Source organism: Lysinibacillus sp. NPDC093197 (assembly GCF_044754025.1).
Lineage (GTDB): Bacteria > Bacillota > Bacilli > Bacillales_A > Planococcaceae > Lysinibacillus.
Genome location: NZ_JBIVOH010000001.1, coordinates 1,102,540 through 1,126,808 on the forward strand (window position 1 = coordinate 1,102,540; position 24,269 = coordinate 1,126,808).

The window sequence follows — 24,269 nt, forward strand, 5'->3', positions numbered from 1 at the left end:
CCCCACAATATCAAGGTGACCGTATCAGTTGCTTTTTATACAAAAAAGCTGTGTCAAAAATGCGCACATTTCGACAAAGCTTTTAGAATTGCAAAGGCGTTGTCCAAAAATTATTTGGGACAACGCCTTATATTATTATACTTGGTCATTTACGACACGTCCAATTGCTTGACGGTCAAATTTAACGCGAACATTATCAGCGATAACTAAAGTGATAGCAGTGTCCTCGATTGAGTCGATCACACCATGTAAGCCACCGATTGTAATAACTTTATCACCGCGCTGTAAGCTTCCTTGCATATTTTGCGTTTCTTGCTGTCTCTTTTTAGCAGGACGGATTAAAATGAACCACATCGCAACGAACATCAATATAATAGGCGCAAATCCTAAAATTGATTCCATATTCATATTGTTAGCCCCCTTTCCAAATCTCACTTTTTTAGTATAGACTATTTCACCCTAAAAAAGCGATGGACAAGCCCAAAATTTTTCTATATTATCAATAGTTTTTCTATAACAGGTAAATTTTCGCTAAGATGCATTCCATTTTTAGAAGTTTTTAGCATCTGGTCCATTAAAACCGTACTTCTCGAAAAATTCTTCACGGAAATCACCAAGACGATCCTCACGAATAGCCTCACGAACTTGCTCCATTAGCTTCAGTAAAAAATGCAAGTTATGATAAGAAGTTAAACGTATACCGAATGTCTCTTCCGTACGAATTAAATGACGAACATACGCACGAGAATAATTTTTACATGTGTAGCAATCACAGTTTGGATCGATTGGACCGAAATCACGTGCATATTTCGCATTTTTAACGACTAAACGGCCTTCAGATGTCATTAATGTACCATTACGTGCAATTCGTGTTGGTAATACACAGTCAAACATATCGATTCCTCGAATAGCGCCGTCAATAAGAGAATCTGGCGAACCAACACCCATTAAATAACGCGGCTTATTGGATGGCATTAATGGTGTCGTAAACTCTAGCACTCGGTTCATCACATCTTTAGGTTCGCCTACTGATAAGCCCCCTATTGCATAACCAGGAAAATCAAGCTCTACTAATGCTTCAGCAGAGCGACGACGTAATTCCTCGAATTCTCCACCTTGAATAATGCCGAATAGGCCTTGATCTTCTGGACGAGCATGCGCTTCTTTGCATCGCTTTGCCCAACGCGTCGTTCTGTCTACCGATTTCAGCATATAGTCATATGTTGCTGGGTAAGGTGGACATTCATCAAATGCCATCATAATGTCTGACCCTAAATCATTTTGAATTTCCATCGCCTTTTCTGGACTTAAAAATAGCTTATCACCATTTAAATGATTACGGAAATGGACACCTTCTTCTTCGATTTTACGGAATTGGCTCAGTGAAAACACTTGGAAGCCACCTGAATCCGTTAAAATCGGGCGATCCCAGTTCATAAATTTATGCAGTCCACCTGCTTCCTTCACAATATCATTGCCTGGACGAAGCCATAAGTGGTACGTATTTGAAAGAATAATGCCCGCATTCATTTCTTTTAATTCCTCAGGAGACATCGTTTTAACGGTCGCTTGAGTCCCCACAGGCATAAATGCTGGTGTTTCAAAAGAGCCGTGTGGTGTATGCACGATGCCTAGTCGCGCTCCTGTTTGCTTACATGTATGAAGTAGTTCATAACGAATTGCTGGTTGTGTCATAAAATAATAAATCCTCTCTTATCTAAAGTAAAAACAGTACTCCGATTTTTTAAAATTTTTCATTTGAAAAATCAATATCAACATTCAACTGTCTTAATAGAATATTGATAAACATTATTTACGAATTGAACTTGGACGTATAAACATAGCATCCCCGAAGCTAAAGAAGCGATATTTTTCTTCTACTGCCTGATTGTAAGCACTTAAAATCGTATCCTTCGTCGCAAGTGTACTAACGAGCATTACTAATGTCGATTTCGGTAAGTGGAAGTTTGTAATTAAACCATCCACTACAGTAAATTTATAGCCTGGATAAATGAAAATAGATGTCCAACCTTGCTCTGCACGTACTTCTCCATACTTAGAGCCAATTGTTTCGAGCGTACGAGTAGAAGTTGTACCAACAGCTATCACATTCCCACCATTTGCTTTCACTCGGTTGATCGTAGCAGCCGCTTCTTCTGTTACGCTATAAAATTCAGCATGCATTTCGTGATTTTCTATCGAGTCCACACTCACTGGACGGAATGTTCCAAGACCAACATGCAGCGTTATAAAAACAATTTCCACACCTTTTGCGCGAACTTGATCTAATAATTCTTGCGTAAAATGAAGACCTGCTGTTGGTGCTGCTGCCGAGCCGCGTTCTTTCGCATATACAGTTTGATAACGTTCACTGTCATCTAATTTTTCGCGAATATATGGGGGCAATGGCATTTCTCCAAGTTGCTCCAAAATTTCATAAAAAATACCTTCGTATTTAAATTCAAACATACGGCCACCATGGTCTAACTCAGCTGTACAAGTAGCGGTTAGTAAACCGTCGCCAAATGTCACAACGGTACCCACTTTAACACGTTTTGCTGGCTTTACAAGCGTTTCCCATTCATCAGTGCCTGCTGTTTGCTTTAAAAGCAATACTTCGATATGTGCGCCTGTTTCCTCTTTCACACCCATTAAACGTGCTGGTAATACTCTTGTATCATTTAATACAAGACAGTCACCAGCATGTAGCTCATTTAATATATGGGCAAAATGATGATGCTCGACTTTTTCTGAGCCCGGTGTCACTACCATTAAACGGCTTGCCGTACGATCGACAAGTGGCGTTTGTGCAATGAGCTCCTCTGGTAATTCAAAATCAAAATCTTCTACACGCATTGAAAAAACTTCCTTCTTTTATGTTTGTTGTGGATAATCATATCCAAAATGTTCGTAAGCAAGATGCGTTGCAACACGTCCACGCGGTGTACGTTGAATAAAGCCTATTTGCATTAAATAAGGCTCGTACACATCTTCTATCGTCACTCGTTCTTCACCTATAGAGGCAGCAAGTGTATCTAAGCCTACTGGGCCACCACGGAAGCGCTCAATCATATTGGTCACAAGTTTATGGTCAATATGGTCAAGCCCTCTAGGATCAACTTGTAAAAGTTCTAGCGCTTGCTTGGCAAGGTCCTCCGTTATCATACCATCTCCAAGCACTTGTGCATAATCTCGCACTCGTTTAAGTAAGCGGTTAGCGATACGAGGCGTACCACGAGAGCGCCTTGCCATTTCACCTGCGGCTATTTGCTCAATATCGACATCAAATAAATGCGCGCTTCTAACTACAATTTCAGCTAATGATGTATCATCATAAAATTCTAGACGTAGTAGAACACCGAATCGATCTCGGAGTGGCGCTGACAACGCTCCCGCTCTTGTAGTTGCCCCAACGAGTGTAAAAGGTGGCAAATCAAGACGGACAGAACGTGCTTCAGGGCCTTTTCCAACAACGATGTCTAAACAAAAATCCTCCATTGCTGGATAAAGTACCTCTTCAATCGCACGGGGAAGGCGATGAATTTCATCAATAAATAATACATCCCCCGGCTCCAGTGAGCTTAAAATTGCGGCTAAATCTCCTGGACGCTCAATAGCAGGGCCACTCGTCATACGAACATTAACATTCATTTCATTTGCAATAATCGCGGCTAATGTCGTCTTTCCCAATCCAGGAGGACCATATAATAGTACATGATCCAAACTTTCCTGCCGAAGCTTCGCCGCTTCAATGAAAATTTGTAAGTTCTCTTTAACCTTCTGCTGCCCAATATATTGAGCCAATCTTTGTGGTCTTAGAGATAATTCAAATTGTTCATCATAACTACCTGCTTCACTTGCTATCATGCGCTCTGACATGTACCTGCCCCCCCTTTCATTATTTTAACTTCAGTAGAAGCTGTAATGCTTGCTTCATATAGGCATCTGTTGTTTCTAGCTTGTCATTATCTTCAAGAAGCGGTCGGATTTTATCGAGTTCTTTTTCTGAATAACCAAGTGCCATTAATGCTAGAATGGCTTCTTCTAATTCATGCTTATATGGATTGACGCCAAATAACGGTAACTCATCCTCAGAGCTAGGTAACTCAATAGTGTCAAGTAAAGAACCAAGTTTGCCTTTCAAATCTAGAATCATTTGACGTGCTGTTTTTTTACCAACACCAGGGAATTTCACTAAAAATGCTTCGTCTTCACGTTCGATGGCACTGATTACTTGTTGTGGATTGCCTGTTGCTAAAATCGCAAGCGCCCCTTTAGGTCCAATGCCCGACACTAAAATTAATTTTCGGAACAGCTCTCGTTGGTCTAAATTAGGAAAGCCATACAACATTTGTGCATCTTCTCGAACATGTAGATGTACGTAGATTTGTTGTTCTACGGCTGACGCACGAAATGCAAATGGATTAGGTGTATTCAACTGCCAGCCAATCCCCTGTTGCTCCAAAACGATATACTCAGGCGTAATACGCACTACTTGTCCTTTTAAATAATCATACATGTAAAATCCCTCACATTCATCGTCTTCGATTATAGCATATAGCGAACGAATGCTCGACTATATAAATGGCGATAGTACCGTTCACATGCAAAAATGACCGCCTCGGAGACGGTCATTTCTTTATCACTCTATCAATATCGTACCACAGTTTCGGCCAGTATGTTAGGGCTCGCTTAGTAAACGGTATTAAATAATCTAAAAATACTAGCTGTTGTTCTAGTGGCAAATCTACAGCAAATAACCACTCTCGTAATAACTCATTAGGAAACTTTAGACGATGTAACTTTCTCTTATCTAACCGTTGAAGCTCTGGTAATTCGTTCAAAACACTATCAATATTATAATCTACTGCAGGTAACACACGATGTAGCCATAATATATATTCATCATCAGCTTCACCAAGATGTGCAAGATCAAAATCGATTAAGCGCAATTCCCCATCTGAACACCATAAGAAATTATGATGTACGACATCACCATGTAGCAATGTTATATCTTTTTCTGGCACATTTTCTTGCTCCATTAACTGCAAAGCCTTTTCACTAAAATGAATGATTTGATCCACTTCTTCTCTCGTTAAAAATGCTCTAAATTCATTTCGTCTGCTTTTAAAACGCATATGACGCATCTGCCATTTTAAAAGCTGTGAGAAGGTATACAAACCTGGCACTCGTTGCCACGCAATTTTTTGATTTGTATCATGCAGTGTGTTTAATAACTTTAAAGATTGTTCTCTATCTTTTTTATGTGCAAAATTCGCACTGTGGCTTCCCTCTTGCCACATTTGAACGATAAGTTGCTCATCATCACTTTTTACTAGAGGCAGGACGAGGGAGGGCTCTATTCGTCCAAGTTGACGATGAATTGCCCTCACCTTATCTGCTATTTCTAACTGCTTTGCTCGTTTCACAAAATAATGATTTGATCGATATTTATACTTCCAAATGTTCGGTTTTACTTCCTCAACAATGAATGCCTTTTTACCATCGATAAGGCGTCATCCCGCCTGGGAAAAAGTTCGGTGAAACCCATGGTCCAGGTGAAGGACATGGTGGCGGGCATGGCGGTGGGCAGTTATGGTCAAATTGCCAATTAGGCATCATTACCGGCTGAGAGCCACATCCACAGGATTGACCCATTCCATGTTGTGCACCACATCCGCAAGATTGACCCATTCCATGCTGTGCACCACATCCGCAAGGTTGATTCATCGGCATCATCGGCATCATTGGCATCTGCTCAAATTGAGGCTGCATTTGTGGCTCATTAAAGAATGGTGATGAGCTCGATTCTAAGAAATTCGCACCTTCTACATATGTTGGCATTGGTTGTTGCGGCATAGCAAATGGCATTTGTTGCTGTGGCATTGTATATGCCTCTACTTGTGGATGCATTGGCATATGCCACCACATTTGATGATGCATTGGCTGATGGCAGCTAGAGCAATGAGGTACCATTGGCATATGTGGTACCATATGAACCGGCGGCGGTGCTGGTGCTGGCGGTGGTGGCGGCGGCGGTGGTGGCGGCGGCGGTGCTGGCTGTGCTACTGGTGGTGGTGGTGCTGGTTGTTGCACTTGCGGCATTACTAATTGTTGATTCCAGCTAAGTTCTACTGGCTGTGGCACCCACATCGGTTGCTGTTGTTGTGGCATCGGCATTGGCATTGGAAACGGTATTGGAATCATCTGTGGTTCTGGCATCGGCATCGGTGCTGGTGGTTGAATAACAATAGGTGGTGGTACCGGCATCGGTCTTTGCACCTCTTTTTTAACACTTTCCTTTGGCTTTGTTTGAGTTGGCATCTCTTTATGCACTTGTGTTTCTTTATGTGTTTCCTTATGTGATCCTTTATGTGGCTCCATGTTTATTTTTTCAGGCAAAATAATTTCCATGCCCGGAACAATATAATCAGGGTTGGCAAGATGGGCATTGAGTCGCTTTAAATCCTCAAACGAAATACCGTACTCTTTCGCAATCTTCCACAACGTATCTCCCTTTTGAACAATATGAATACGCAATTTTTTCCTCCCTTCCTCTCTACGTATCATATGTTCAATGTTTCATTTGGATACAAAAAATTACGCATGGTGGAAATGCTTCATGGTACACTAATGCTTAAGGAATAACACTTCCTTTATTACATGGCAGAGGTGATCTTTTATGAAAAAAATGTTAGGCGAGGAACGCCGACTGCAACTTTTAGAACTGCTAAAAAAAAGCAACACACCTATAACTGGGACAGACTTCGCTAAATTTGCAAACGTTTCTAGACAGGTCATTGTTAACGATATGACATTATTAAAGGCTAGAAATGAACCTATCATTGCAACAAGCCAAGGTTATATTTATATGCACCAAGAGCAACTCAGTCAAACTGTTGAACGGACAATCCCATGTTTCCACAAACCAGAAGACGCTAAAGATGAATTGTTAACAATTGTAGACTGTGGTGGAACCGTTAAAAATGTAATTGTCGAGCATCCCATTTACGGAGAGCTTACCGCTTCGTTCATGGTCTCCAATCGTCATGAAGTTGAAAAATTTGTACAACGTGTTAACGACACACAAGCAAGCTACTTATCTGCACTTACAGGCGGCACTCATCTTCATGTTATTTCAGCACCTTCCGTTGAAGTTTTAGACTTAATTGAGCAATCATTGCAAAAAAAGGGCTATCTCGTTTCAGATTAATAAGGTATGGTGACGGACGAAAATTAGAGCCGAGAGCTAGCTCATAGATGTTCTTGTGCATAATACCAGGCTTTCTATAACGAACGTGAAAAAATCCACTTCGGTTTCCGCGGGCACGATGTAAGCCGCAGAAATCTTCGTGGATTTTTACTCGGTTAGTAATAAAATTTTCAAAATTTTCGAAATCGTTTATGTGCCTGGCACCTTAAAGAAAACGTTGTCGTTGTGAGGGTGTTGGTAATAGACATGCTTGCTTTTTACCGAAAAGACGATAACGATTTTTTGCAAAAAGTTTATATGCTGTATTTCGTATACATTGTGGTATAACAATTAGCACGTAGCAAGCAGGCCATAAGCCATCTAAACGTCGACTAATTTTAAGCGCTGCTGTTGATTCAAAATAAATATTCTCTTGTTCAATGTAAATCACACTATCGATATTTGCTGGTACTTTGTATTGCGCAAGAAGCGCTTGGCCAACCTCACTTTGAATCGAAGCAAACTTAAAAAACGCAGCTTGATCGCGTTTGATTATAAATTGCACACTGCTATTACAGAAATTACAAATTCCATCAAACAATATTATACCACTCATTTTTGACACCCCTAAACCTGTTAGTCTTCGTCAGATGTTAAATACGTAAAGTATGTACCAAGGGATTTCACTTTGCAGCCAAGTGCCGCTAGCTCCTCCATAGCCCCCCGCATCATTGGTTGTTTTTCATCTGCTAACACATCAATCATAAAGAAATAATCCCCAAGACCTGTTTTTAATGGACGTGATTCAATTTTACTTAAATTTAATTGTCGCCACGCAAAGACGGAAAGAACTTGGTGTAAAGCACCTGAACGATCTGTCGGTAACGTAATCATGAAGGTTGTTTTCGCTTGCCCTTCTGATAATTCCTGGGGTAGACGTTTATTTTGCTTGGATAACACAAAGAAACGAGTATGATTAAAATGAAAATCATGTATATTATCTTGCACGATTTCTAGTCCGTATTTCGCTGCTGCGGCTGCATTACCTACTGCTGCAATACATTCATCTGGATTTTCGGAAACAAATTTAGCTGCGGCCGCTGTTGATGTTGTTTGATGTAAAGGCACATCACTGAAGCGATAAAATAAATATTTATGACATTGTGCTAAAGCATGCGGATGTGAATATACTCCTTTGATCGATTCCCAATTGTCCTTTTGCGCCTTATTGACCATTAAATGTTGTTGAATTTTTAATTGTAGCTCACCTGTCACATAAAGCGTTGCCTCATGGAATAAATAATCGAGCGTCAATGGCACTGAGCCCTCTAATGCATTTTCTAATGGTACAACCGCTAAATCAACCTTGCCCTCTGCTACTGCCTCAATGCATTCAGGTATCGTTGTACATGGTACAAGGCTATCAGTTGGGAAGATAGATTTTGTTGCTAAATATGTAAATGATGCTTCCGGTCCTAAATATGCAATTCGTTTCTCCCACTGTCGCTCTGTCATCAAAATGACCTCCTTCTACAATTCATAGTATCTTAAACATTTTTAATGTTTGGAAAACTCTTTATAAAAAGAAAAGGCTATGTTACATAGCCTCCCCTAAAAAGAGTAAATGTGAAAATATGTACTGCTTTTGCTAGCTGTTAAGATAAAATTGCTTATATCAAATGCAGTTATTACACACTATGTTTGGGTATTTTAAAAAAATTTCGCAGTATTTCGCAGGATAGCGACTTAAGCGAAACCTCACAGAGGCTATTTTTAGCTTCAGAGAGGCTTGCTCATCGCATGCGGAAAGGGAGCGAAATTTTGTATCAACAGCTACCAGCATTAACTAATAAAAGGCAAGGGGCTTTTTCAAATAGCCCCTTACAATGCACCAGAACTAATTACCTCAGCAGATTCAACAAAATCTAATCGTTTTAGCTGCTGGATTAAGTCATCAAGTTCAGAAGTCATACTCGTCACATCTAATGACAATGTCACATTAGCACGTCCTTGAATTGGTATAGTTTGATGGATTGTTAGTACATTACAATGTGAATTTGTCACAGTTTCTAATAACTTAGCCAACGTTCCTTTTCGATCTTGAAGCTGTAAAAAGACAGTTAAAATGCGCTCCTGTACAATAGAGTGAAAAGGAAATACAGCATCACGATATTTGTAAAACGCACTGCGCGATAAATCCACTTGCTTAACCGCATCCCAGATGGAGGATACTGAACCACTTGAAAGTAATTGCTTCGCCTCCAATGTTTTTTGCATAGCATCCGTCAATACATCTTCACGAACTAAATAATATCGCTGATTCGCAACATTCTTCATACGCTTCCCCCTAAAACTCCTGTCTTAATCTATAAATTCGAACTCAAACTCTTGCAGACGAACTGTATCACCATTTTGAGCACCACGCTCACGCAATGCCTCGTCCACGCCCATACCGCGCAATTGGCGTGCGAAACGGCGAATACCATCTTCACGACTAAAGTCTGTCATTTTAAATAGACGTTCAATCGAGTAGCCACTAATGATAAATGTACCGTCGTCATCACGTGTAATCTCGAAATCATCACCTTGTGATTGATGCTTGTACATCACCGTTGCGTCTGATTGCTCCTCTACATCTTCAAATAGAGGGAACTCAGGCGTTACTTCAAGTAAATCTGCTATAGCAAATAATAATTCTTTTAAGCCTTGTCGTGAAACTGCTGAGATTGGGAAGATTTGCACATCTTCGCCTACCTTTTTGCGGAATTCCACTAAGTTTTCTTCTGCTTCTGGCATATCCATTTTATTTGCTACAATAATTTGAGGACGCTCTGTTAAACGCAGATTATATTGCTTTAACTCCTCGTTAATTGTTAAATAGTCTTCGTACGGGTCACGGCCTTCCATTCCTGACATATCGATAACATGCACAATTACACGTGTACGTTCGATATGACGTAAAAATTGATGTCCTAACCCTACGCCTTCATGTGCACCTTCAATTAGCCCAGGTAAATCTGCCATTGCAAAGCTTCGGTGATCATCTGTTTCAATCATTCCTAAATTCGGCACGATTGTCGTAAAATGATAAGCACCAATCTTTGGTTTTGCTGCAGAAACAACAGATAATAGTGTTGATTTTCCTACACTTGGGAAACCAACTAAACCAACATCTGCTAATACTTTTAACTCTAATATAACATTTAATTCTTGTCCTGGCTCGCCTTTTTCAGAAAGCTCAGGCGCAGGATTAGCCGGGGTTGCAAAGCGGGAATTCCCACGTCCACCTCGACCTGATTTAGCGATAATCGCTTGTTGACCATGCTCAACTAAATCTGCGATGACTTCTCCTGTTTCCTCATTCATCACAACTGTACCTGGTGGCACTTTGACAATTAAATCTTCAGCGCGTTTTCCGTGCATCCCTTTACTCATCCCGTGTTCACCACGATCTGCTTTAAAGTGGCGTTTATAACGGAAATCCATTAACGTACGTAAGCCTTCTTCTACTTCAAAGACAACGTTACCTCCGTGACCGCCATCTCCACCAGCTGGACCACCATTTGGTACATATTTTTCACGGCGAAATGCTACCATTCCATCGCCGCCATCGCCACCTTTTACATATATCTTTACGTGATCGACAAACATTTATTTCACTCCCTATTTGCACTCAACACATATTGCCAGCACGTATTTGTCTGCACAATTGTTTGAATGTCGAATTGTTTCAAACCTCTTTCGGTGAATGCGTCTGCACTCCACAGTCCATTTAGCGTAAACGCCAAAACAAATGTATGATCGTCAACACGTACATCAAGCGTTAAGCTCTGCTCCGTAAATGGATCTAATGTATCATAAACATGCATAACTGTTTTGTTTAAATACTCTACAACATCCTTGTCAATATTATTAGTGACTGGTTTTTTGATCTCACCATTAAGCTCCAGCGATAAAGATGGATAGCGCCATCCTGCTGTTTGTAGCCACTCCATTGTTTGTGGTAATTGTAGACGACTCATGATAGACAATACTCGTAGCTGTTCCGAATAATGTTGAATAAGTTCTTTTGATTCATCAATTCTACCTAAATCTAAATTCATGCGAATAAGTTGAAGTTGATTCACATAATCATGATTTGCAAAACGTAATACCTCACTAATGGTTAGTGATTGATTGTTCATCCCATTCACTCCAATAAAGTTATCTTAACTAGTATAACAAGTTTTGATGTATTTTTCCCTTAATTCTTCATTGAAATTTAGCCAAAAAAAGGACTGCAATAAATGCAGTCCTCCGCTTTATGTCTACTTTATTAAAATTAAGCTTCTTGTGTAGCTGGGTATACAGATACTTGTTTGCGATCGCGACCTAAGCGTTCGAATTTAACAACGCCATCAACTTTAGCAAATAGCGTATCATCACCACCACGACCTACGTTTGTACCTGGGTAAATTTTTGTACCGCGTTGACGGTAAAGAATAGAACCACCAGTTACAAATTGGCCATCAGCACGTTTAGCGCCAAGACGTTTAGACTCAGAGTCACGTCCGTTTTTTGTAGAACCTACCCCTTTTTTCGATGCGAAAAGTTGAAGGTCTAATGCTAATAACAATTTCATTCTGTTCCACCTCCTACTTGGTTGTAGTTGATTTGGATATATTGTCCGTAATTTTGCACCATAGAATACACTTGAGCAGTCATTACTTGGACAATTAATTGTAGTTTTGTATCAATTTCAGGTTCTAAATCTGTTGGTAAGGATACCTTAAGAAAGCCTCCACCTTCAGCCGCTTGTTCAACTTCTGGTTGTAATTGTAGTAATGCATAAATCGCATTCACCGTACCAATGGCAATGGTAGATGCGCCTGCACATACTAAATCTTTACCAGATTCGTCGTACTCAGCATGTCCTGAAAATTCAAATGCAGACACATGTCTGTTTTCATCATGATGTATCGTAACTTTTATCAAATGTTACACCTCACAATTAAGCATTGATTGATTCAACAACTAATTTTGTATAAGGTTGACGGTGACCTTGTTTACGACGGTAGTTCTTTTTAGCTTTCAATTTGAAAACAACGATTTTCTTTTGACGGCCTTCTTTAACAGCTTTAGCTGTTACTGTAGCGCCTTCTACGAATGGAGCTCCAACTTTTACGTTTTCGCCACCTACGAATAGAACTTTATCGAAAGTTACAACCTCGTCAGCTTCTACGCCTAATTTCTCAACATAGATTTCTTGACCAGCTTCTACTTTGATTTGTTTACCACCAGTTTCAATAATTGCGTACATTTTACTGCACCTCCTCTTAGACTCAGACTCGCCTGTATATGAAGGTGATCCAAAGATACTTGAACCTTCCCAGAGCGGTTGTAGTAGCACGGGTGCTACAAACAATAACATTAAAATACTACCACACGAATTCTATCAAGTCAACCTGTTCATTACATATTTCTCAAAAGCTAAACGATACTTTCGATAATTCCATTCTTTTAGTACTTGCAACCATATAAATAGGCAAAGGACAGTCAAAAAAATGGATTGTGGCAAATTCACTAAGGTTACAATGAATAGGATTGTGGCAAAAATAAGTGAGAGCGAATAATAATATTCAAATACTCGCACACTTGGATAAAATAAAAATAAACATGCTAAGAGTATCCTTCCACCGTCCAGTGGAATAATTGGGATTAGATTAATTACTAGTAACACTAACTGCACATTGACTAGTCGAATTGCAATTAAATCCGGCATGAAAAAAGCAAGACCAATCCCCAGTATAGTGGCGATTGGACCTCCTAGTGCAATCCAAAGTAGTGAAGATGCCTGCACAGCTGCTGGATTTTCAAATTCAATTTCCCCTCCATATGGTGCAATAACACATGATTTTATTTTCACGCCACAAAGCACCGCGGCCAATATATGACCAGCTTCATGCCATAGCAACGAAGTTAAAATAATTGCATAATAAGCAATCTGGCCACTGAAAATCATTAACAGAATCAGAGGGATACATAATAAATGCAATTTAACTTTCATCGTTCTCCGTTGTTTCAAGCCACTGGACAATTTGTTCTAAATCAAAATGAGTTTTGTCTTTCTCAATCGAAATATAGAGTTGTCCAGTCTGCTTCATACCGATTAAGTCATTGGCCTGTATAGTCGTATATGGTAACTGCGCTAAACTATCGAGCATCCCATAGGAGACCGTTGTGCCATCTTCATAGCTAACTGTCATCGTTTTACCGGTATATTTTGTATGGCCTGTAAAAACAACGAGCCCACTTTGCCCTGCGTATACAGGAAGACCCACATCATATTGTAATAAAAACCCTTCTTTAAAAACTTGCGCATTCGTGAACGTTAATAGTTCAGTTTGCCCTACATCACTTGAAACCATTATCGTTTCTTCCTCTTTTTTTAGCAGACTTTTTCCGAGCTCACTTAAGTATGTTAAATCTGCTGATGTCGTTACAAGCTTTCGCACAGGAGTTTCCATTACGCCTTGATCTTCTAATCGAATAACAAGCATAATTGCAGCCACAAGTAATATCATGACAATCCATTTCCATTTTTTAAACAAGCTCTCATCCTCTTTTTTCACACTATATGAGGCAGCATGTCCATTCATGCACGCAAAAAATGTGCCAGTCACTCACACAATTCTTACACAATTCGCTTTCAATAAAAAAACCTTTCCGCGCACATGCACGAAAAGGTTTTGATTATCTTGAAAATAATGCTTTAAGTTTTGAGAACATTCCACGGTGCTCGTCCTCAATGGCCATCAAGGGCACAGATTCACCTAATATGCGTCGGGCAATATTACGGTAACCTAAAGATGCTTTATTAGTCGGATCCATAACGACTGGCTCACCTTTATTTGATGATGAGATAACACCTTCACTATCGACAATAATGCCTAATAGATCAATTGACAAATGTGTTGTAATTTCATTGACATCCAGTGTATCGCCGTTTTTCATCATATGCTGACGAATACGATTAATAATTAGTTTAGGAGCAGTTATTTCTTCTTGTTCAAGCAGTCCAATAATTCGATCTGCATCTCGTACAGCTGAAATTTCCGGTGTCGTTACAACGATTGCATGGTCTGCACCTGCCACTGCATTGCGATAGCCTTGCTCAATACCAGCGGGACAATCAATTAAAACATAATCATAGTCTCTCTTTAATTCCTCTACTAAGCTCTCCATTTGCTCAGGTGTGACAGCATTTTTATCTGTCGTTTGAGCAGCAGGTAATAAAAATAGTTTATCATCTACACGTTTATCTTTAATTAATGCTTGATGGATCTTGCATCGTCCTTCAACAACATCAACTAAATCATAAATAATACGGTTTTCGAGACCTAGAATGACATCTAAATTTCTCAAGCCAATATCTGTATCTACTAAACATACTTTTTTCCCTTGTAGAGCCAATGCAGTCCCGAGGTTAGCCGTTGTTGTCGTTTTACCGACACCGCCCTTACCTGAAGTTATGACGATCGCTTCTCCCACACTAGCTTCCTCCCTTAGACACATTCAATAATGGTCGAATATTTTTTAACGCATGAATTTGATCGTACGCAATACGCCCATCATAGCCAATAAATGCACAAGCCATGTCTGCTTGATTGATAGCTTTTACATGTTCATCTGACATTGCCTCAACCTGATCAGCAATCATAATATGTGTGGCTTCTAAACGAGAGGCAGCAATAATTGCTTCCTTATTTCCATGTACACCTGCATGTACAATTCCCTTTAGTCTGCCAAGGACGTAAACATTACCACCAGCTTCTACACGTCCATTCGGATTCACATTCCCCACAATTACTATATCCCCAGTGGCACGTAGAATTTGTCCCGATCTGACCACTCCTACATATGTATCTTGTTGGCTTTCTATCATTTTCTGGTTGCTTTCATGGACAGTCAGTACATCACTTTGCACCTTTGCTACAATTAACTGTTCTGATTCTTGAACAATTTTTACTAGCTCTTTTACTTGTTCATCTGAACAGTATCGATAGCCTAAATGTAATTGTACATCTACTTTACCATCGATACCGCCTTCTGAAACTTTTCGTTTTAGCTCATCTACTAAATCGGCATACGAACATTGATCGTCTAAACGAAGAACAAAACCATCCTTTGTTCCCTTCATATTAACTAATTGTTTTTTCATGAATGCCTCACCCCACGTTGCTCTTGATATTAAGAAACTTCACGTGCTCTCTGTAAGACACGCGCATTAATTAGATACTTGAAGGCCCAACCAAGAATCATTAAAAATAACGTATTAGCAATGATTGTTGGTAGTAGTCGTGATTGTAAGAAATCCGTTAACGGTATCGTTGTAAAAGCGATTAGGTAGAAGAATTGATAAAGTACGAATTCTAAAATTGCTACTAAAACAACTGAAATAGTCGTTGTCACAACTAAGTGCTGATGAATTATTTTCACGATAGACCCTGCTAAAAAACAAATAAGCGGATATAGTACCGAATATAATCCAATAATATCAATGTAAAACACATCATACAAGACACCAAAAAAAAGTCCATACATTACCGCTCGTTGACGGCTGTAATAGATGGATATAAATATTAAGTATAAAATTAAAAATCGAGGTACTAGATAATAGATATGCCCTCCCACTTCAATCGGTGAGAGCATAGCAAACTCTGGTTCTAGTAAAAATAGCAATACTGCAACAGAGGGAATAAGAAATCGAACCATTACTTTTCCCCCTCTTCAGTAACCTTTTGTGGATTTGTTAAATCTTCATTTGTTGCATCACCGTCAGAACCATCAATAACTGTTACTGATCGTTTTGCGATTACAACATTTTCTAAAATAGAAAAATCAGCAGATGGTTTTACATAAGCCATTTTCGTTAAGCCAAAATCATCTGTGCTAACTTCCGTAATTTCTCCGATTGGTACACCTTTAGGGAAAATACCACCAAGACCTGAAGAAACTACTTTTTCGCCTACTTTTACAGTTAAGCTAGAATCGATTCGCTTCATAATGAGTTCATTTCGTTCTTTATCAAAGCCCTCGATTAAACCGTATGCCTCTTTTTCTCCTAAAACCATCGCTGAAACACGATAGTTAGGATTATTTGTATATAAAAGCTCAACCTCAGAGGTGAAAGGGGTCACTAACGTAATTTTACCGACTAGCCCTTTCGCTGTCATAACTGCCATATTTTTTTCTACACCATGAGATGAACCTTTATTTAAAATAATTTTTTCTTCCCATTGGTCAGGATTTCTAGCAATAACCGTTGCTTGAATAGGATTAAACGCCTTTAAACTTTCTGACTTTGTAAGTTCTAGTAGTTTTTCATTTTCAGATTTTAATACCAATGCTTCGGCTTGTACAGCTGCAAAATCTTCTAAGCGTGCTTTTAAACGTTTATTTTCTTCGTACGTGTTTAAGAGGGAGTCAATATTATTAAAAATACCAGTTATGTAATTCGCCGGCTTCGCAACAATAGATTGTGCGACGCCGACAGTATCTTTAATAATTTGCTCTGGTAAAGTTGCGTTCGTCCGATCTCGTAATGAGAAGCTAATCAATGCCACAAGAAAAACCATGCCCACAAGTAGCAGTATTACTTTCTTATTGAAAAAAAAATGTGGCATTGCCTAAACCTCCTTACCCTTTTACTTGTTGTTGACGAATTAAATCAATATGATCTAAAGCTTTACCTGTCCCAATAGCTACACAGTCTAATGGATCCTCAGCAATAAATACAGGCATATTTGTTTCACGGCTAATAACTTTGTCTAAATTCGTTAATAACGCGCCACCACCAGTTAAAACAATACCTCGCTCCATCACGTCAGCAGATAATTCTGGAGGTGTTTGTTCCAACGTTTTTCGTACACCATCAATAATTGATGATACCGCTTCACGCAATGATTCTGAAATTTCCTGAGACGAAATTTCAATCGTTTTTGGTAAACCAGTTAAAAGGTCACGACCTCTAATTTCCATTTTCTCATCAGGTCCTTCAGCAAACGCTGTACCAATTTCCATTTTTACTGCTTCCGCTGTACGTTCACCAATTGTTAAGTTATACGATTTACGGATATATGAAATAATCGATTGGTCCATCGCATCCCCACCGATACGTACAGACTCACTTGTAACGATACCACCTAAAGAAATAACCGCTACTTCAGTAGTACCACCACCGATATCAACAACCATCGAACCTGTTGGATCCCAAACTGGTAGGTTCGCTCCAATAGCTGCTGCAAATGGCTCTTCGATTGTAAAGGCTTCTTTTGCGCCTGCTTGACGAGATGCATCGATAACTGCACGTTGTTCAACCGATGTAATACCGTATGGCACACAAATCATTACATTCGGTTTTTTCCAATTACCGCCAGAATTCTTACAAGCTTCTTTTAAATAATATTCAATCATCGCTGTTGTAATATCATAATCAGCAATAACGCCATCTTTCATCGGACGAATCGCCACGATTGACCCAGGTGTACGGCCAATCATATTTTTCGCATCATTACCAACTGCAACGATGTCTCCTGTTTTTGTGTTTTTCGCTACTACAGAAGGCTCGCGTAAAACGATCCCCTTCCCTTTAATAAAAACTAATGTATTCGCTGTGCCAAGGTCAATCCCGACATCTTTACTACCTAATCCAAACAAATTGTGTACTCCCTTTCTATTTAAGCCATACTATCGTTGACATAAAATCATACCGTTCATTATAACGGATAAATGCAAGAATTTGTAGTGCCACATACCTCATCTTGCAGAAAACTTACTATTTTAATTCCCTCTTAAACTAAAAATAGTACGTATAGATTAGCATATTATTTTTTTTCATGTAAAACAACGCATTATAGGCTACCAATTTTTGTGAATGCTATAGATATTTCTACGAATACAATAACGTCATTCAATGAAAAAGGTTCATTTTTTTATTAAAGTGCTTAAAATCGCTCAAACTATACTAAAGCTAAAATATACTAGAAAAATTTTTTCTCCTAAATAAATGTGCTAGGGAGTCACTTAGTAATATTAACAGAAGTATCAATCTAAAGAGCTCTGCAAAATATTTGCAGAGCTCAGCTTGTCAACAAAGCTATTTAATTTACAAAAAGCTGTTCTGTAGTAAAACTAGCAAGCTCCACTACTGCGTATTGCATGCGTGAGCGACATGCTCCTTACTAATACGCGCATTTAGCAGACGAGGAGTTAAGTTAATCGTACAGTGCTAAAAATAGCCTTTTTCTTTTAAGCTAATAAATTGATGGTCACCGATGATGACGTGATCAAGTAATTCAATACCAATAATAAAACCAGCTTCCTGAATTCTTTTCGTTACCTCAATATCTTCTGGACTCGGTGTCGGCACACCACTTGGATGATTATGAGCACATATAATAGAGGCAGCGGATCGCTTTACAGCCTCCCGAAAAATTTCTCTCGGATGCACAATGGACGCATTCAAACCCCCGATAAAAATCGTTTTTTTATGAATGATTTGATTTTTTACATCAAGAAAAAGTACAACAAAATGTTCCTGACTCAGTGAGGTCATATCAGGCATTAGGTATGCAGCGGCATCTTGTGGAGAACGAACAGTATACTTGTCATCATTTTGCTTTTGAGACAAGCGCCTTCCAAGCTCGATTGCAGCTAAAATTTGGATTGCCTTTACCTCTCCAATACCTTTTATGGCAACCATTTCTTCAATTGTCGCATGTTTTAAATGATGTAAACGTTCAAATGTACTTAAAACACGATTGGCAAGTACAAGTACAGATTCTTCCTTCGTGCCTGTCCTAAGTAAAATGGCTAGCAGCTCCTGATTGGATAAGCTCTTTGCCCCCTGCCTTAAAAGTCGTTCACGTGGTCGGTCTGCTATATTGACGTCACGAATCATCATATCTGGTAAAACATCTATTGGCAATTAGTTTCACTCCTTCGCAAATTGGATAATATGTCGTGCTACCAATTGCGCAAACAACGCTGCAAGTGGTAACCCTACAACATTGTTATAATCTCCTTCAATTCGCTCAACTAAAAGGGTACCAGCTGTTTGAATACCATAACCGCCTGCCTTATCATAAGGATCTCCAGATGCTACATACGCTTCTATAAGCTCCTGCGATAAAGTATGGAATACAACGGCTGTTTCTTCCACAAATGTCGTTTCCAATCCATTTGGTTCAATGATGGCAACAGCAGTCATGACCGCATGACGCTTGCCTGATAAACGTGATAAGTGAGAAATTGCTTCCTCACGGGTTTTTGGCTTATGCAGTAGCTCATTGTCAAAGACGACAATCGTATCTGCACCAATAATCGTTGCATTTGGATTTTTTTGCGCTACATCACGCGTTTTTAGAAGTGCCACACCTTTTACATAATCTTGCATTGTTGTTGCTGTTACGCTTGTCTCTTCTACATTACTTGTCACAATTTCAAACGGAAGGTCAAGCATAGCAAGCAATTCTTTTCGTCGTGGTGAAGCGGAAGCAAGCACTAATTTATGATTCGTTTCAAACATTATTTCACCATTCCTCCTTCTCTCTATCATAACGGAGAATGTGATATTTGAAAATTTTCTAAAAATCAAGATAATGCGCTTTTAGCTAAATTATCTACTTAAAATTTTGTTTGAAGACAAGCATTTTTTGATTTGTAATGCGCGAAAATTTGAAGGCGTATAATGCTTATATCACTGGAAATAGAGGTTGCGGCCTTGCCAATGCTTTGCCAATCAGAAGGTAGCGTAGAATCATTTGCTGCCTCACTAAAATTTAATTTTTTAGTATTTTTATCAGCTAATACATTTGTTATTTCTGCAATTGTCGCCTCTTTACAACTATCGCCACTAACACTAAATGCTTTTTTAAATGTTGGGGGATCCTTTAAAAAAACTAAGTCACTTTCCGCTGTCACCATACTTGTCCAAACATAATATTTACCCTCTACTTCTACTACTGCACTTTCTTGCAGTGTAGGATGTTCTGCTATAAATGCACTTGCACTTTCATAATTAGAAAATACACCAGCTTGACTCGCATAAAACATAGTTGAGGTCCCAGTACCTCCTGCTGTCGGTATTGTTTCTGAATCTGTTTCTGCTTGTGTTTCAGTTTCGTTTTTCGCTACCTCACTGTCCTTTTTTAAAGAAAATTGGGTACTCGCCTGTAGAACGCCTAAAAAAATGGCTACTCCAAAAAGCCCGACGATGCCACCAATTAGCATTGCGCGCACTATTTGTTTTCTTATTACCTGACTAACAATTTTCATACGTTCATCACCTCTTATTTCAACCTATCAAAATGAGGATGAAAAAAGACGAGACTGCTGTCGCCTCGCCTAAAAAATTTATCGCTATTAATTATCAAAAATCGTCCATAACTTTCAAGGCTCGTCACATCATCCTATCTAGCCGATGTTTTTGTGTTCTCTTGGTCATTTGGGCTAGGTATTATAGAAAGCAGTGCATAGCTTGTATCAAACTTCTGCTAAATTCAGAAAACCTGTAATTTAGCAAAAGTAGTGTTACGTTGTTTTCAGTAGAACTATGACGAATTGCTTGTCCTTCTAACAATGACATATACATAATTTGACGCAATGAGGTGAAAATGGCTTAACGGTCCTAATTGTTTTGTTGTAGCAACCTACTACGCACTTCTGTTAACAAATATAAAGAGCCTGATACAATAGTTCTACATTTATTTTCTGATTGCTGCTGAATAAATTGAAGATAATCACTTAAAACCGCTTTGTGCGGTGCATTACTTAGTTCTACCATATCTTTTGCTGACATTGCTCGTGGATTATCAAAATCAACAAAATAAAAGCTATCACTTATTTGCTCAAAGTATTGCAAAACTTCTTTTACATCTTTATCACCTAATATGCCGATAACGAAGGTAACCGACTCATTAGGAAATTCAAGACGAACAGTTTCGACCAATTTCTCTGCACTAGCAGGATTATGTGCACCGTCAAAAATAATATAAGGCATTACTTCTTCAAATCGTCCTAAAATACGTGCCACTTTTATTCCACGGCGTATACTTTCTTCGTTAATAGCAACGTCTAGTACTGTAGCCACTTCGATAAAGGCAGTGATGGCTAATGCCATATTATTTCCTTGATGTGGCCCTTTCATATTACGTGTAAGATTGGAGATACAGATGTTTTTTTCATTATTTTTATAGCACTCATAATGATTCGACTGCTCTAGCGTAAATTGTTTTTTAAGCTCAAGAATTGGTGCTTGCTTTGCATGTGCTACATTATTAATTATTGCCTTCGCTTGTAAAGGTACCTCACCTATAACAACTGGCCGATTTTGTTTAATAATCCCTGCTTTATGCTCAGCAATACTTTCGATTGTTGAGCCTAAAAATTTCGTATGCTCGAGCGCTATACTTGGAATAATGGAGACAATTGGCATCACTACATTGGTGCTATCCAATAAGCCACCCATTCCTGCTTCAATTAAAGCCACATCTACATCACAATTAACAAAGTGCAAGAATGCAGCAACCGTTAATAATTCGAAATCTGTTAGTTTACCGCTAAGTCCAGCGCTTTTCATTTGTTGAAAAACGCGATCCATCTCTACTTCTGTAATGGGCTTTTTCGTTACTTGAATTTGGTCATGCACATTTAAAATGCATGGAGACATAAACTTGCCTACTTTTAAGCCATGCTCCTGTGCAATTGACTCTAAAAATGTAAGTGTTGAGCCTTTGCCGTTCGTACCTGCAAGATGTACAATCTGTAGTTTTCTCTCTGGGTTTCCTACGAGCGCTAATGCCTCTTCAATAGCTTTCAGACCAGGCTTAATGATATCATCGCTTGTTATTGCCCATTTTTTCTTATATATATCAAACTGTGGAATCATCGTACTTCCTCCTGCAACCATTGGCGAACTTCCGCTATAAAATAAAGTGAGCCAGTAATAACAACAATATCGTGAAGGCCCTTGCTTTGTATAACAGAACGGACGATTGCTTGCCAATTTGCATCATATTGTTTGTCATTATGCGTAGACAGCATCGCTAATTTTTCAGCTGGCATGGCATTTGGCAGTCCAATTTGCGTAAAGGACATGGATGAAGCGATTCCATCCATTAATGCAATACTATTTGCATGATCCTTATCAGACAGCGCTGCATAAATGAAGCGATAATGATGATTTGGATAAACAGTCTGAAGTGTTTGAATCAACGCGGCTGTTCCTTCAGAATTATGAGCACCGTCTAGCACGATATTATTTGGAAATTGTTCAAAGCGGCCTGCCCACTGAGCATTTTGCAACGCCTGACGCATGGATTGTTCTGTTAGTTGAATATGTCCTTGCTCACGTAAAATATCCATCGCTGTAATGGCAAGACTGGCATTCGCAATTTGATGCTCACCAGCCATTTTTAGTTGAATATCATTTATTTCAACATTTGCGTTACGATAGTTGAAGGTTTGCATAACAATCCCTTGATTTTTTGCCACTACGTGAAAATCGTTTCCTAAAACAAGGCATTCCGCATGACGTTCTTGTGCAACTTTTTGAATAACATCAAGCGCCTCATCGTTTTTAACCCCTACCACAACAGGTACTCCTTCTTTAATAATACCTGCCTTTTCAAATGCAACTTTCGCATACGTATCGCCTAAAAATGCTGTATGCTCCAATGAAATTGTCGTAATAATTGAAACAAGTGGTGTGATGACATTTGTCGCATCTAAACGACCGCCAAGCCCTGTTTCAATTAGTGCAAAATCTACTTCTTCTTCAGCAAAATACTGGAACATAATAAGTGTTACGACTTCAAAAAAGCTCGGATAGTCCCCATTATAATGCGCCTCAATAATTGAAGCGATATTGTTCATATACTGTAAAAATTGCTCGTCAGAAATTTGCGTGCCATTGATAGTCATTCGTTCATTAACGCGTGTTAAATGTGGAGAAGTAAAAGCTCCTACTCGATAACCTGCATCCTCTAACATTTCCCTCAATACGTTTACTGTAGACCCCTTGCCATTGGAACCAGCTAAATGTATAGTTCGTAGCTTGTTTTGCGGGTCTCCCAAACGGGCCAATACTTCACGCATCATTACTAATGGCTCACGTTTAAAATCAACTGCTTTTAATGTAAAAATAAAATCTGTACATGCTTTTATCGTTGTAAACAAAAGAAACACTCCCTCTCACTCTAGTATAAAGGGTGCCAGGCACACAAACAATTCAGACACAATTTTAAAAACACACAGAAAAGCACTTTAGGAGTGATTATCTGTGTGTTTTCAACTAGTTTATTTCAAATAAACAGCAAATTATTGTAATTGATGGACACCTAATAGCGCACCCATATCATCTAAAATAATTTTTGCATCATTATTTAAAAGTGGCAAAACATCCGATCTTTGCACTAATTCAAACGAGTTCTTTAATGTTCTTTTCAACATCGAAATATCAAAATTTGAACAATATTCATTAATCTTATTAATAACTAGTAAATCTGTACGTGTTAATGTTTTCTTCACTTCATTTTGCCCATTGCTATTCGCTAAAACATGTTTAATAAGAACGCGCCCGCTTGCGTTTAATAAGCGATAGTATTTCGCTTCCGATAGCTTTAGTAGATTTACCTCTATCAGCCCTCTTGCATTAACAAAATCTAAATCATCACAGGCTTTGTTCACCTTCACAACTATTGTTCCAATATTTCCAGACATGATAAACCTCCATTTATATTTCATAACTTTTTCATACCAAAGAAAAAAGCCATTCTAATCAATATAGAATAGCCATAAAATTAAATGAAATTACTTTAAATGGTAACCAGGCAATCGTAGTTGAAAGAAAACAATTCTCTCTTCACCTTAGACCCTAGGCTTTGCGTCCTAACCTTTCGGATAGTTTGCCTTTATCTATTATACTAACTACATTGTATGATACTATACATTTTTTCCTAACTCAACACATATCTTTTGGCTTACAAAAAGAAAAACAGCAGATGACTTTTTCGCCATCTGCTGTTTCTATCATTCA

Annotated in this window: 29 protein-coding genes, 1 riboswitch and 1 other annotated feature; of the genes, 1 reads left to right on the forward strand and 28 read right to left on the reverse strand. The window is 38.9% G+C overall.

Annotation, left to right across the window (positions count from 1 at the left end; translation table 11 throughout):
* Positions 1-135: 135 nt before the first annotated feature.
* The 7 genes from yajC to ACIP9G_RS05620 all read right to left on the reverse strand — a co-directional run bounded on the left by yajC (position 136) and on the right by ACIP9G_RS05620 (position 6,540).
* Complete coding sequence (yajC, locus tag ACIP9G_RS05590; RefSeq protein ID WP_340826447.1) at positions 136-402, reverse strand: preprotein translocase subunit YajC; 267 nt, start codon at positions 400-402, stop codon at positions 136-138.
* Positions 403-549: 147 nt separating this feature from the next.
* On the reverse strand, positions 550-1,695 hold the full coding sequence (tgt, locus tag ACIP9G_RS05595) for a tRNA guanosine(34) transglycosylase Tgt (RefSeq protein WP_340823429.1): 1,146 nt from the start codon (positions 1,693-1,695) through the stop codon (positions 550-552).
* Between the two features lie 114 nt (positions 1,696-1,809).
* Positions 1,810-2,856, reverse strand: a complete 1,047-nt coding sequence (gene queA / locus ACIP9G_RS05600; protein ID WP_401018055.1) for a tRNA preQ1(34) S-adenosylmethionine ribosyltransferase-isomerase QueA — start codon at positions 2,854-2,856, stop codon at positions 1,810-1,812.
* Positions 2,857-2,874: 18 nt separating this feature from the next.
* Positions 2,875-3,879, reverse strand: a complete 1,005-nt coding sequence (gene ruvB, locus ACIP9G_RS05605) for a Holliday junction branch migration DNA helicase RuvB (RefSeq protein ID WP_340823427.1) — start codon at positions 3,877-3,879, stop codon at positions 2,875-2,877.
* 19 nt (positions 3,880-3,898) lie between these two features.
* Positions 3,899-4,519, reverse strand: a complete 621-nt coding sequence (ruvA, locus tag ACIP9G_RS05610) for a Holliday junction branch migration protein RuvA (protein ID WP_340823426.1) — start codon at positions 4,517-4,519, stop codon at positions 3,899-3,901.
* A gap of 112 nt (positions 4,520-4,631) precedes the next feature.
* Positions 4,632-5,429, reverse strand: a complete 798-nt coding sequence (locus tag ACIP9G_RS05615; RefSeq protein ID WP_401018058.1) for a phosphotransferase — start codon at positions 5,427-5,429, stop codon at positions 4,632-4,634.
* Positions 5,430-5,499: 70 nt separating this feature from the next.
* Positions 5,500-6,540, reverse strand: coding sequence for a LysM peptidoglycan-binding domain-containing protein (locus ACIP9G_RS05620; RefSeq protein WP_401018059.1), 1,041 nt, complete (start codon positions 6,538-6,540; stop codon positions 5,500-5,502).
* A gap of 142 nt (positions 6,541-6,682) precedes the next feature.
* On the opposite strand from ACIP9G_RS05620, the gene ACIP9G_RS05625 reads away from it, so the two are divergent.
* A complete protein-coding gene (locus tag ACIP9G_RS05625) occupies positions 6,683-7,213 on the forward strand; it encodes a transcription repressor NadR (RefSeq protein ID WP_340823421.1) in 531 nt (176 codons plus the stop codon).
* Positions 7,214-7,418: 205 nt separating this feature from the next.
* Here the strand turns inward: ACIP9G_RS05625 and ACIP9G_RS05630 are convergent, their stop codons facing one another.
* The 21 genes from ACIP9G_RS05630 to ACIP9G_RS05730 form a co-directional block, all read right to left on the reverse strand.
* Positions 7,419-7,808 carry a thiol-disulfide oxidoreductase DCC family protein gene (locus ACIP9G_RS05630; RefSeq protein ID WP_401018062.1) on the reverse strand — a complete coding sequence of 130 codons (390 nt, stop codon included), beginning with the start codon at positions 7,806-7,808 and terminating at the stop codon, positions 7,419-7,421.
* A gap of 20 nt (positions 7,809-7,828) precedes the next feature.
* Entirely contained in the window at positions 7,829-8,707 is an 879-nt protein-coding gene (pheA, locus tag ACIP9G_RS05635) for a prephenate dehydratase (protein ID WP_340823417.1), read from the reverse strand.
* Between the two features lie 366 nt (positions 8,708-9,073).
* Positions 9,074-9,529: an ACT domain-containing protein gene (locus tag ACIP9G_RS05640; protein ID WP_172772204.1), complete on the reverse strand. Its 456-nt coding sequence runs from the start codon at positions 9,527-9,529 to the stop codon at positions 9,074-9,076.
* A 24-nt stretch (positions 9,530-9,553) separates the two neighbouring features.
* Entirely contained in the window at positions 9,554-10,843 is a 1,290-nt protein-coding gene (obgE, locus tag ACIP9G_RS05645) for a GTPase ObgE (RefSeq protein ID WP_340823416.1), read from the reverse strand.
* A gap of 5 nt (positions 10,844-10,848) precedes the next feature.
* Complete coding sequence (locus ACIP9G_RS05650) at positions 10,849-11,376, reverse strand: Spo0B domain-containing protein (RefSeq protein ID WP_401018065.1); 528 nt, start codon at positions 11,374-11,376, stop codon at positions 10,849-10,851.
* 137 nt (positions 11,377-11,513) lie between these two features.
* Positions 11,514-11,813 carry a 50S ribosomal protein L27 gene (gene rpmA / locus ACIP9G_RS05655; protein WP_024363181.1) on the reverse strand — a complete coding sequence of 100 codons (300 nt, stop codon included), beginning with the start codon at positions 11,811-11,813 and terminating at the stop codon, positions 11,514-11,516.
* Entirely contained in the window at positions 11,810-12,166 is a 357-nt protein-coding gene (locus ACIP9G_RS05660) for a ribosomal-processing cysteine protease Prp (RefSeq protein WP_340823413.1), read from the reverse strand. The genes rpmA and ACIP9G_RS05660 overlap by 4 nt, the downstream gene beginning before the upstream one ends.
* A gap of 16 nt (positions 12,167-12,182) precedes the next feature.
* Entirely contained in the window at positions 12,183-12,491 is a 309-nt protein-coding gene (gene rplU, locus ACIP9G_RS05665) for a 50S ribosomal protein L21 (RefSeq protein ID WP_010860053.1), read from the reverse strand.
* 14 nt (positions 12,492-12,505) lie between these two features.
* Positions 12,506-12,581: a sequence feature (ribosomal protein L21 leader region), on the reverse strand.
* 45 nt (positions 12,582-12,626) lie between these two features.
* A complete protein-coding gene (locus ACIP9G_RS05670) occupies positions 12,627-13,238 on the reverse strand; it encodes a zinc metalloprotease (protein WP_340823411.1) in 612 nt (203 codons plus the stop codon).
* Positions 13,228-13,782: a peptidoglycan DD-metalloendopeptidase family protein gene (locus ACIP9G_RS05675; protein ID WP_340823410.1), complete on the reverse strand. Its 555-nt coding sequence runs from the start codon at positions 13,780-13,782 to the stop codon at positions 13,228-13,230. The genes ACIP9G_RS05670 and ACIP9G_RS05675 overlap by 11 nt, the downstream gene beginning before the upstream one ends.
* Positions 13,783-13,924: 142 nt before the next feature.
* Entirely contained in the window at positions 13,925-14,722 is a 798-nt protein-coding gene (gene minD, locus ACIP9G_RS05680) for a septum site-determining protein MinD (RefSeq protein ID WP_172772210.1), read from the reverse strand.
* Position 14,723: 1 nt separating this feature from the next.
* On the reverse strand, positions 14,724-15,392 hold the full coding sequence (gene minC, locus ACIP9G_RS05685) for a septum site-determining protein MinC (RefSeq protein ID WP_340823407.1): 669 nt from the start codon (positions 15,390-15,392) through the stop codon (positions 14,724-14,726).
* Positions 15,393-15,421: 29 nt separating this feature from the next.
* The gene (gene mreD, locus ACIP9G_RS05690) at positions 15,422-15,946 is read right to left on the reverse strand and encodes a rod shape-determining protein MreD (RefSeq protein ID WP_340823406.1); all 525 of its coding nucleotides are present in this window, start codon (positions 15,944-15,946) and stop codon (positions 15,422-15,424) included.
* Entirely contained in the window at positions 15,946-16,857 is a 912-nt protein-coding gene (gene mreC / locus ACIP9G_RS05695) for a rod shape-determining protein MreC (protein ID WP_340823405.1), read from the reverse strand. Before mreC ends, mreD begins: the two co-directional genes overlap by 1 nt.
* Before the next feature lie 13 nt (positions 16,858-16,870).
* Positions 16,871-17,890 (reverse strand): rod shape-determining protein, encoded by a 1,020-nt coding sequence (locus ACIP9G_RS05700; RefSeq protein ID WP_340823403.1) that lies wholly within the window; start codon positions 17,888-17,890, stop codon positions 16,871-16,873.
* 571 nt (positions 17,891-18,461) lie between these two features.
* Positions 18,462-19,133 carry a RadC family protein gene (gene radC / locus ACIP9G_RS05705; protein WP_401009863.1) on the reverse strand — a complete coding sequence of 224 codons (672 nt, stop codon included), beginning with the start codon at positions 19,131-19,133 and terminating at the stop codon, positions 18,462-18,464.
* Between the two features lie 33 nt (positions 19,134-19,166).
* Complete coding sequence (locus ACIP9G_RS05710) at positions 19,167-19,760, reverse strand: Maf family protein (protein WP_401018071.1); 594 nt, start codon at positions 19,758-19,760, stop codon at positions 19,167-19,169.
* A gap of 98 nt (positions 19,761-19,858) precedes the next feature.
* On the reverse strand, positions 19,859-20,509 hold the full coding sequence (locus tag ACIP9G_RS05715) for a hypothetical protein (RefSeq protein ID WP_401018073.1): 651 nt from the start codon (positions 20,507-20,509) through the stop codon (positions 19,859-19,861).
* A 352-nt stretch (positions 20,510-20,861) separates the two neighbouring features.
* Positions 20,862-22,121: a bifunctional folylpolyglutamate synthase/dihydrofolate synthase gene (locus tag ACIP9G_RS05720; protein ID WP_401018076.1), complete on the reverse strand. Its 1,260-nt coding sequence runs from the start codon at positions 22,119-22,121 to the stop codon at positions 20,862-20,864.
* Positions 22,118-23,410: a bifunctional folylpolyglutamate synthase/dihydrofolate synthase gene (locus ACIP9G_RS05725; protein ID WP_401018079.1), complete on the reverse strand. Its 1,293-nt coding sequence runs from the start codon at positions 23,408-23,410 to the stop codon at positions 22,118-22,120. The genes ACIP9G_RS05720 and ACIP9G_RS05725 overlap by 4 nt, the downstream gene beginning before the upstream one ends.
* A 141-nt stretch (positions 23,411-23,551) precedes the next feature.
* Complete coding sequence (locus ACIP9G_RS05730; RefSeq protein ID WP_401018080.1) at positions 23,552-23,953, reverse strand: hypothetical protein; 402 nt, start codon at positions 23,951-23,953, stop codon at positions 23,552-23,554.
* Between the two features lie 98 nt (positions 23,954-24,051).
* A riboswitch (cyclic di-GMP riboswitch) is annotated at positions 24,052-24,153 on the reverse strand.
* Positions 24,154-24,269: the final 116 nt, after the last annotated feature.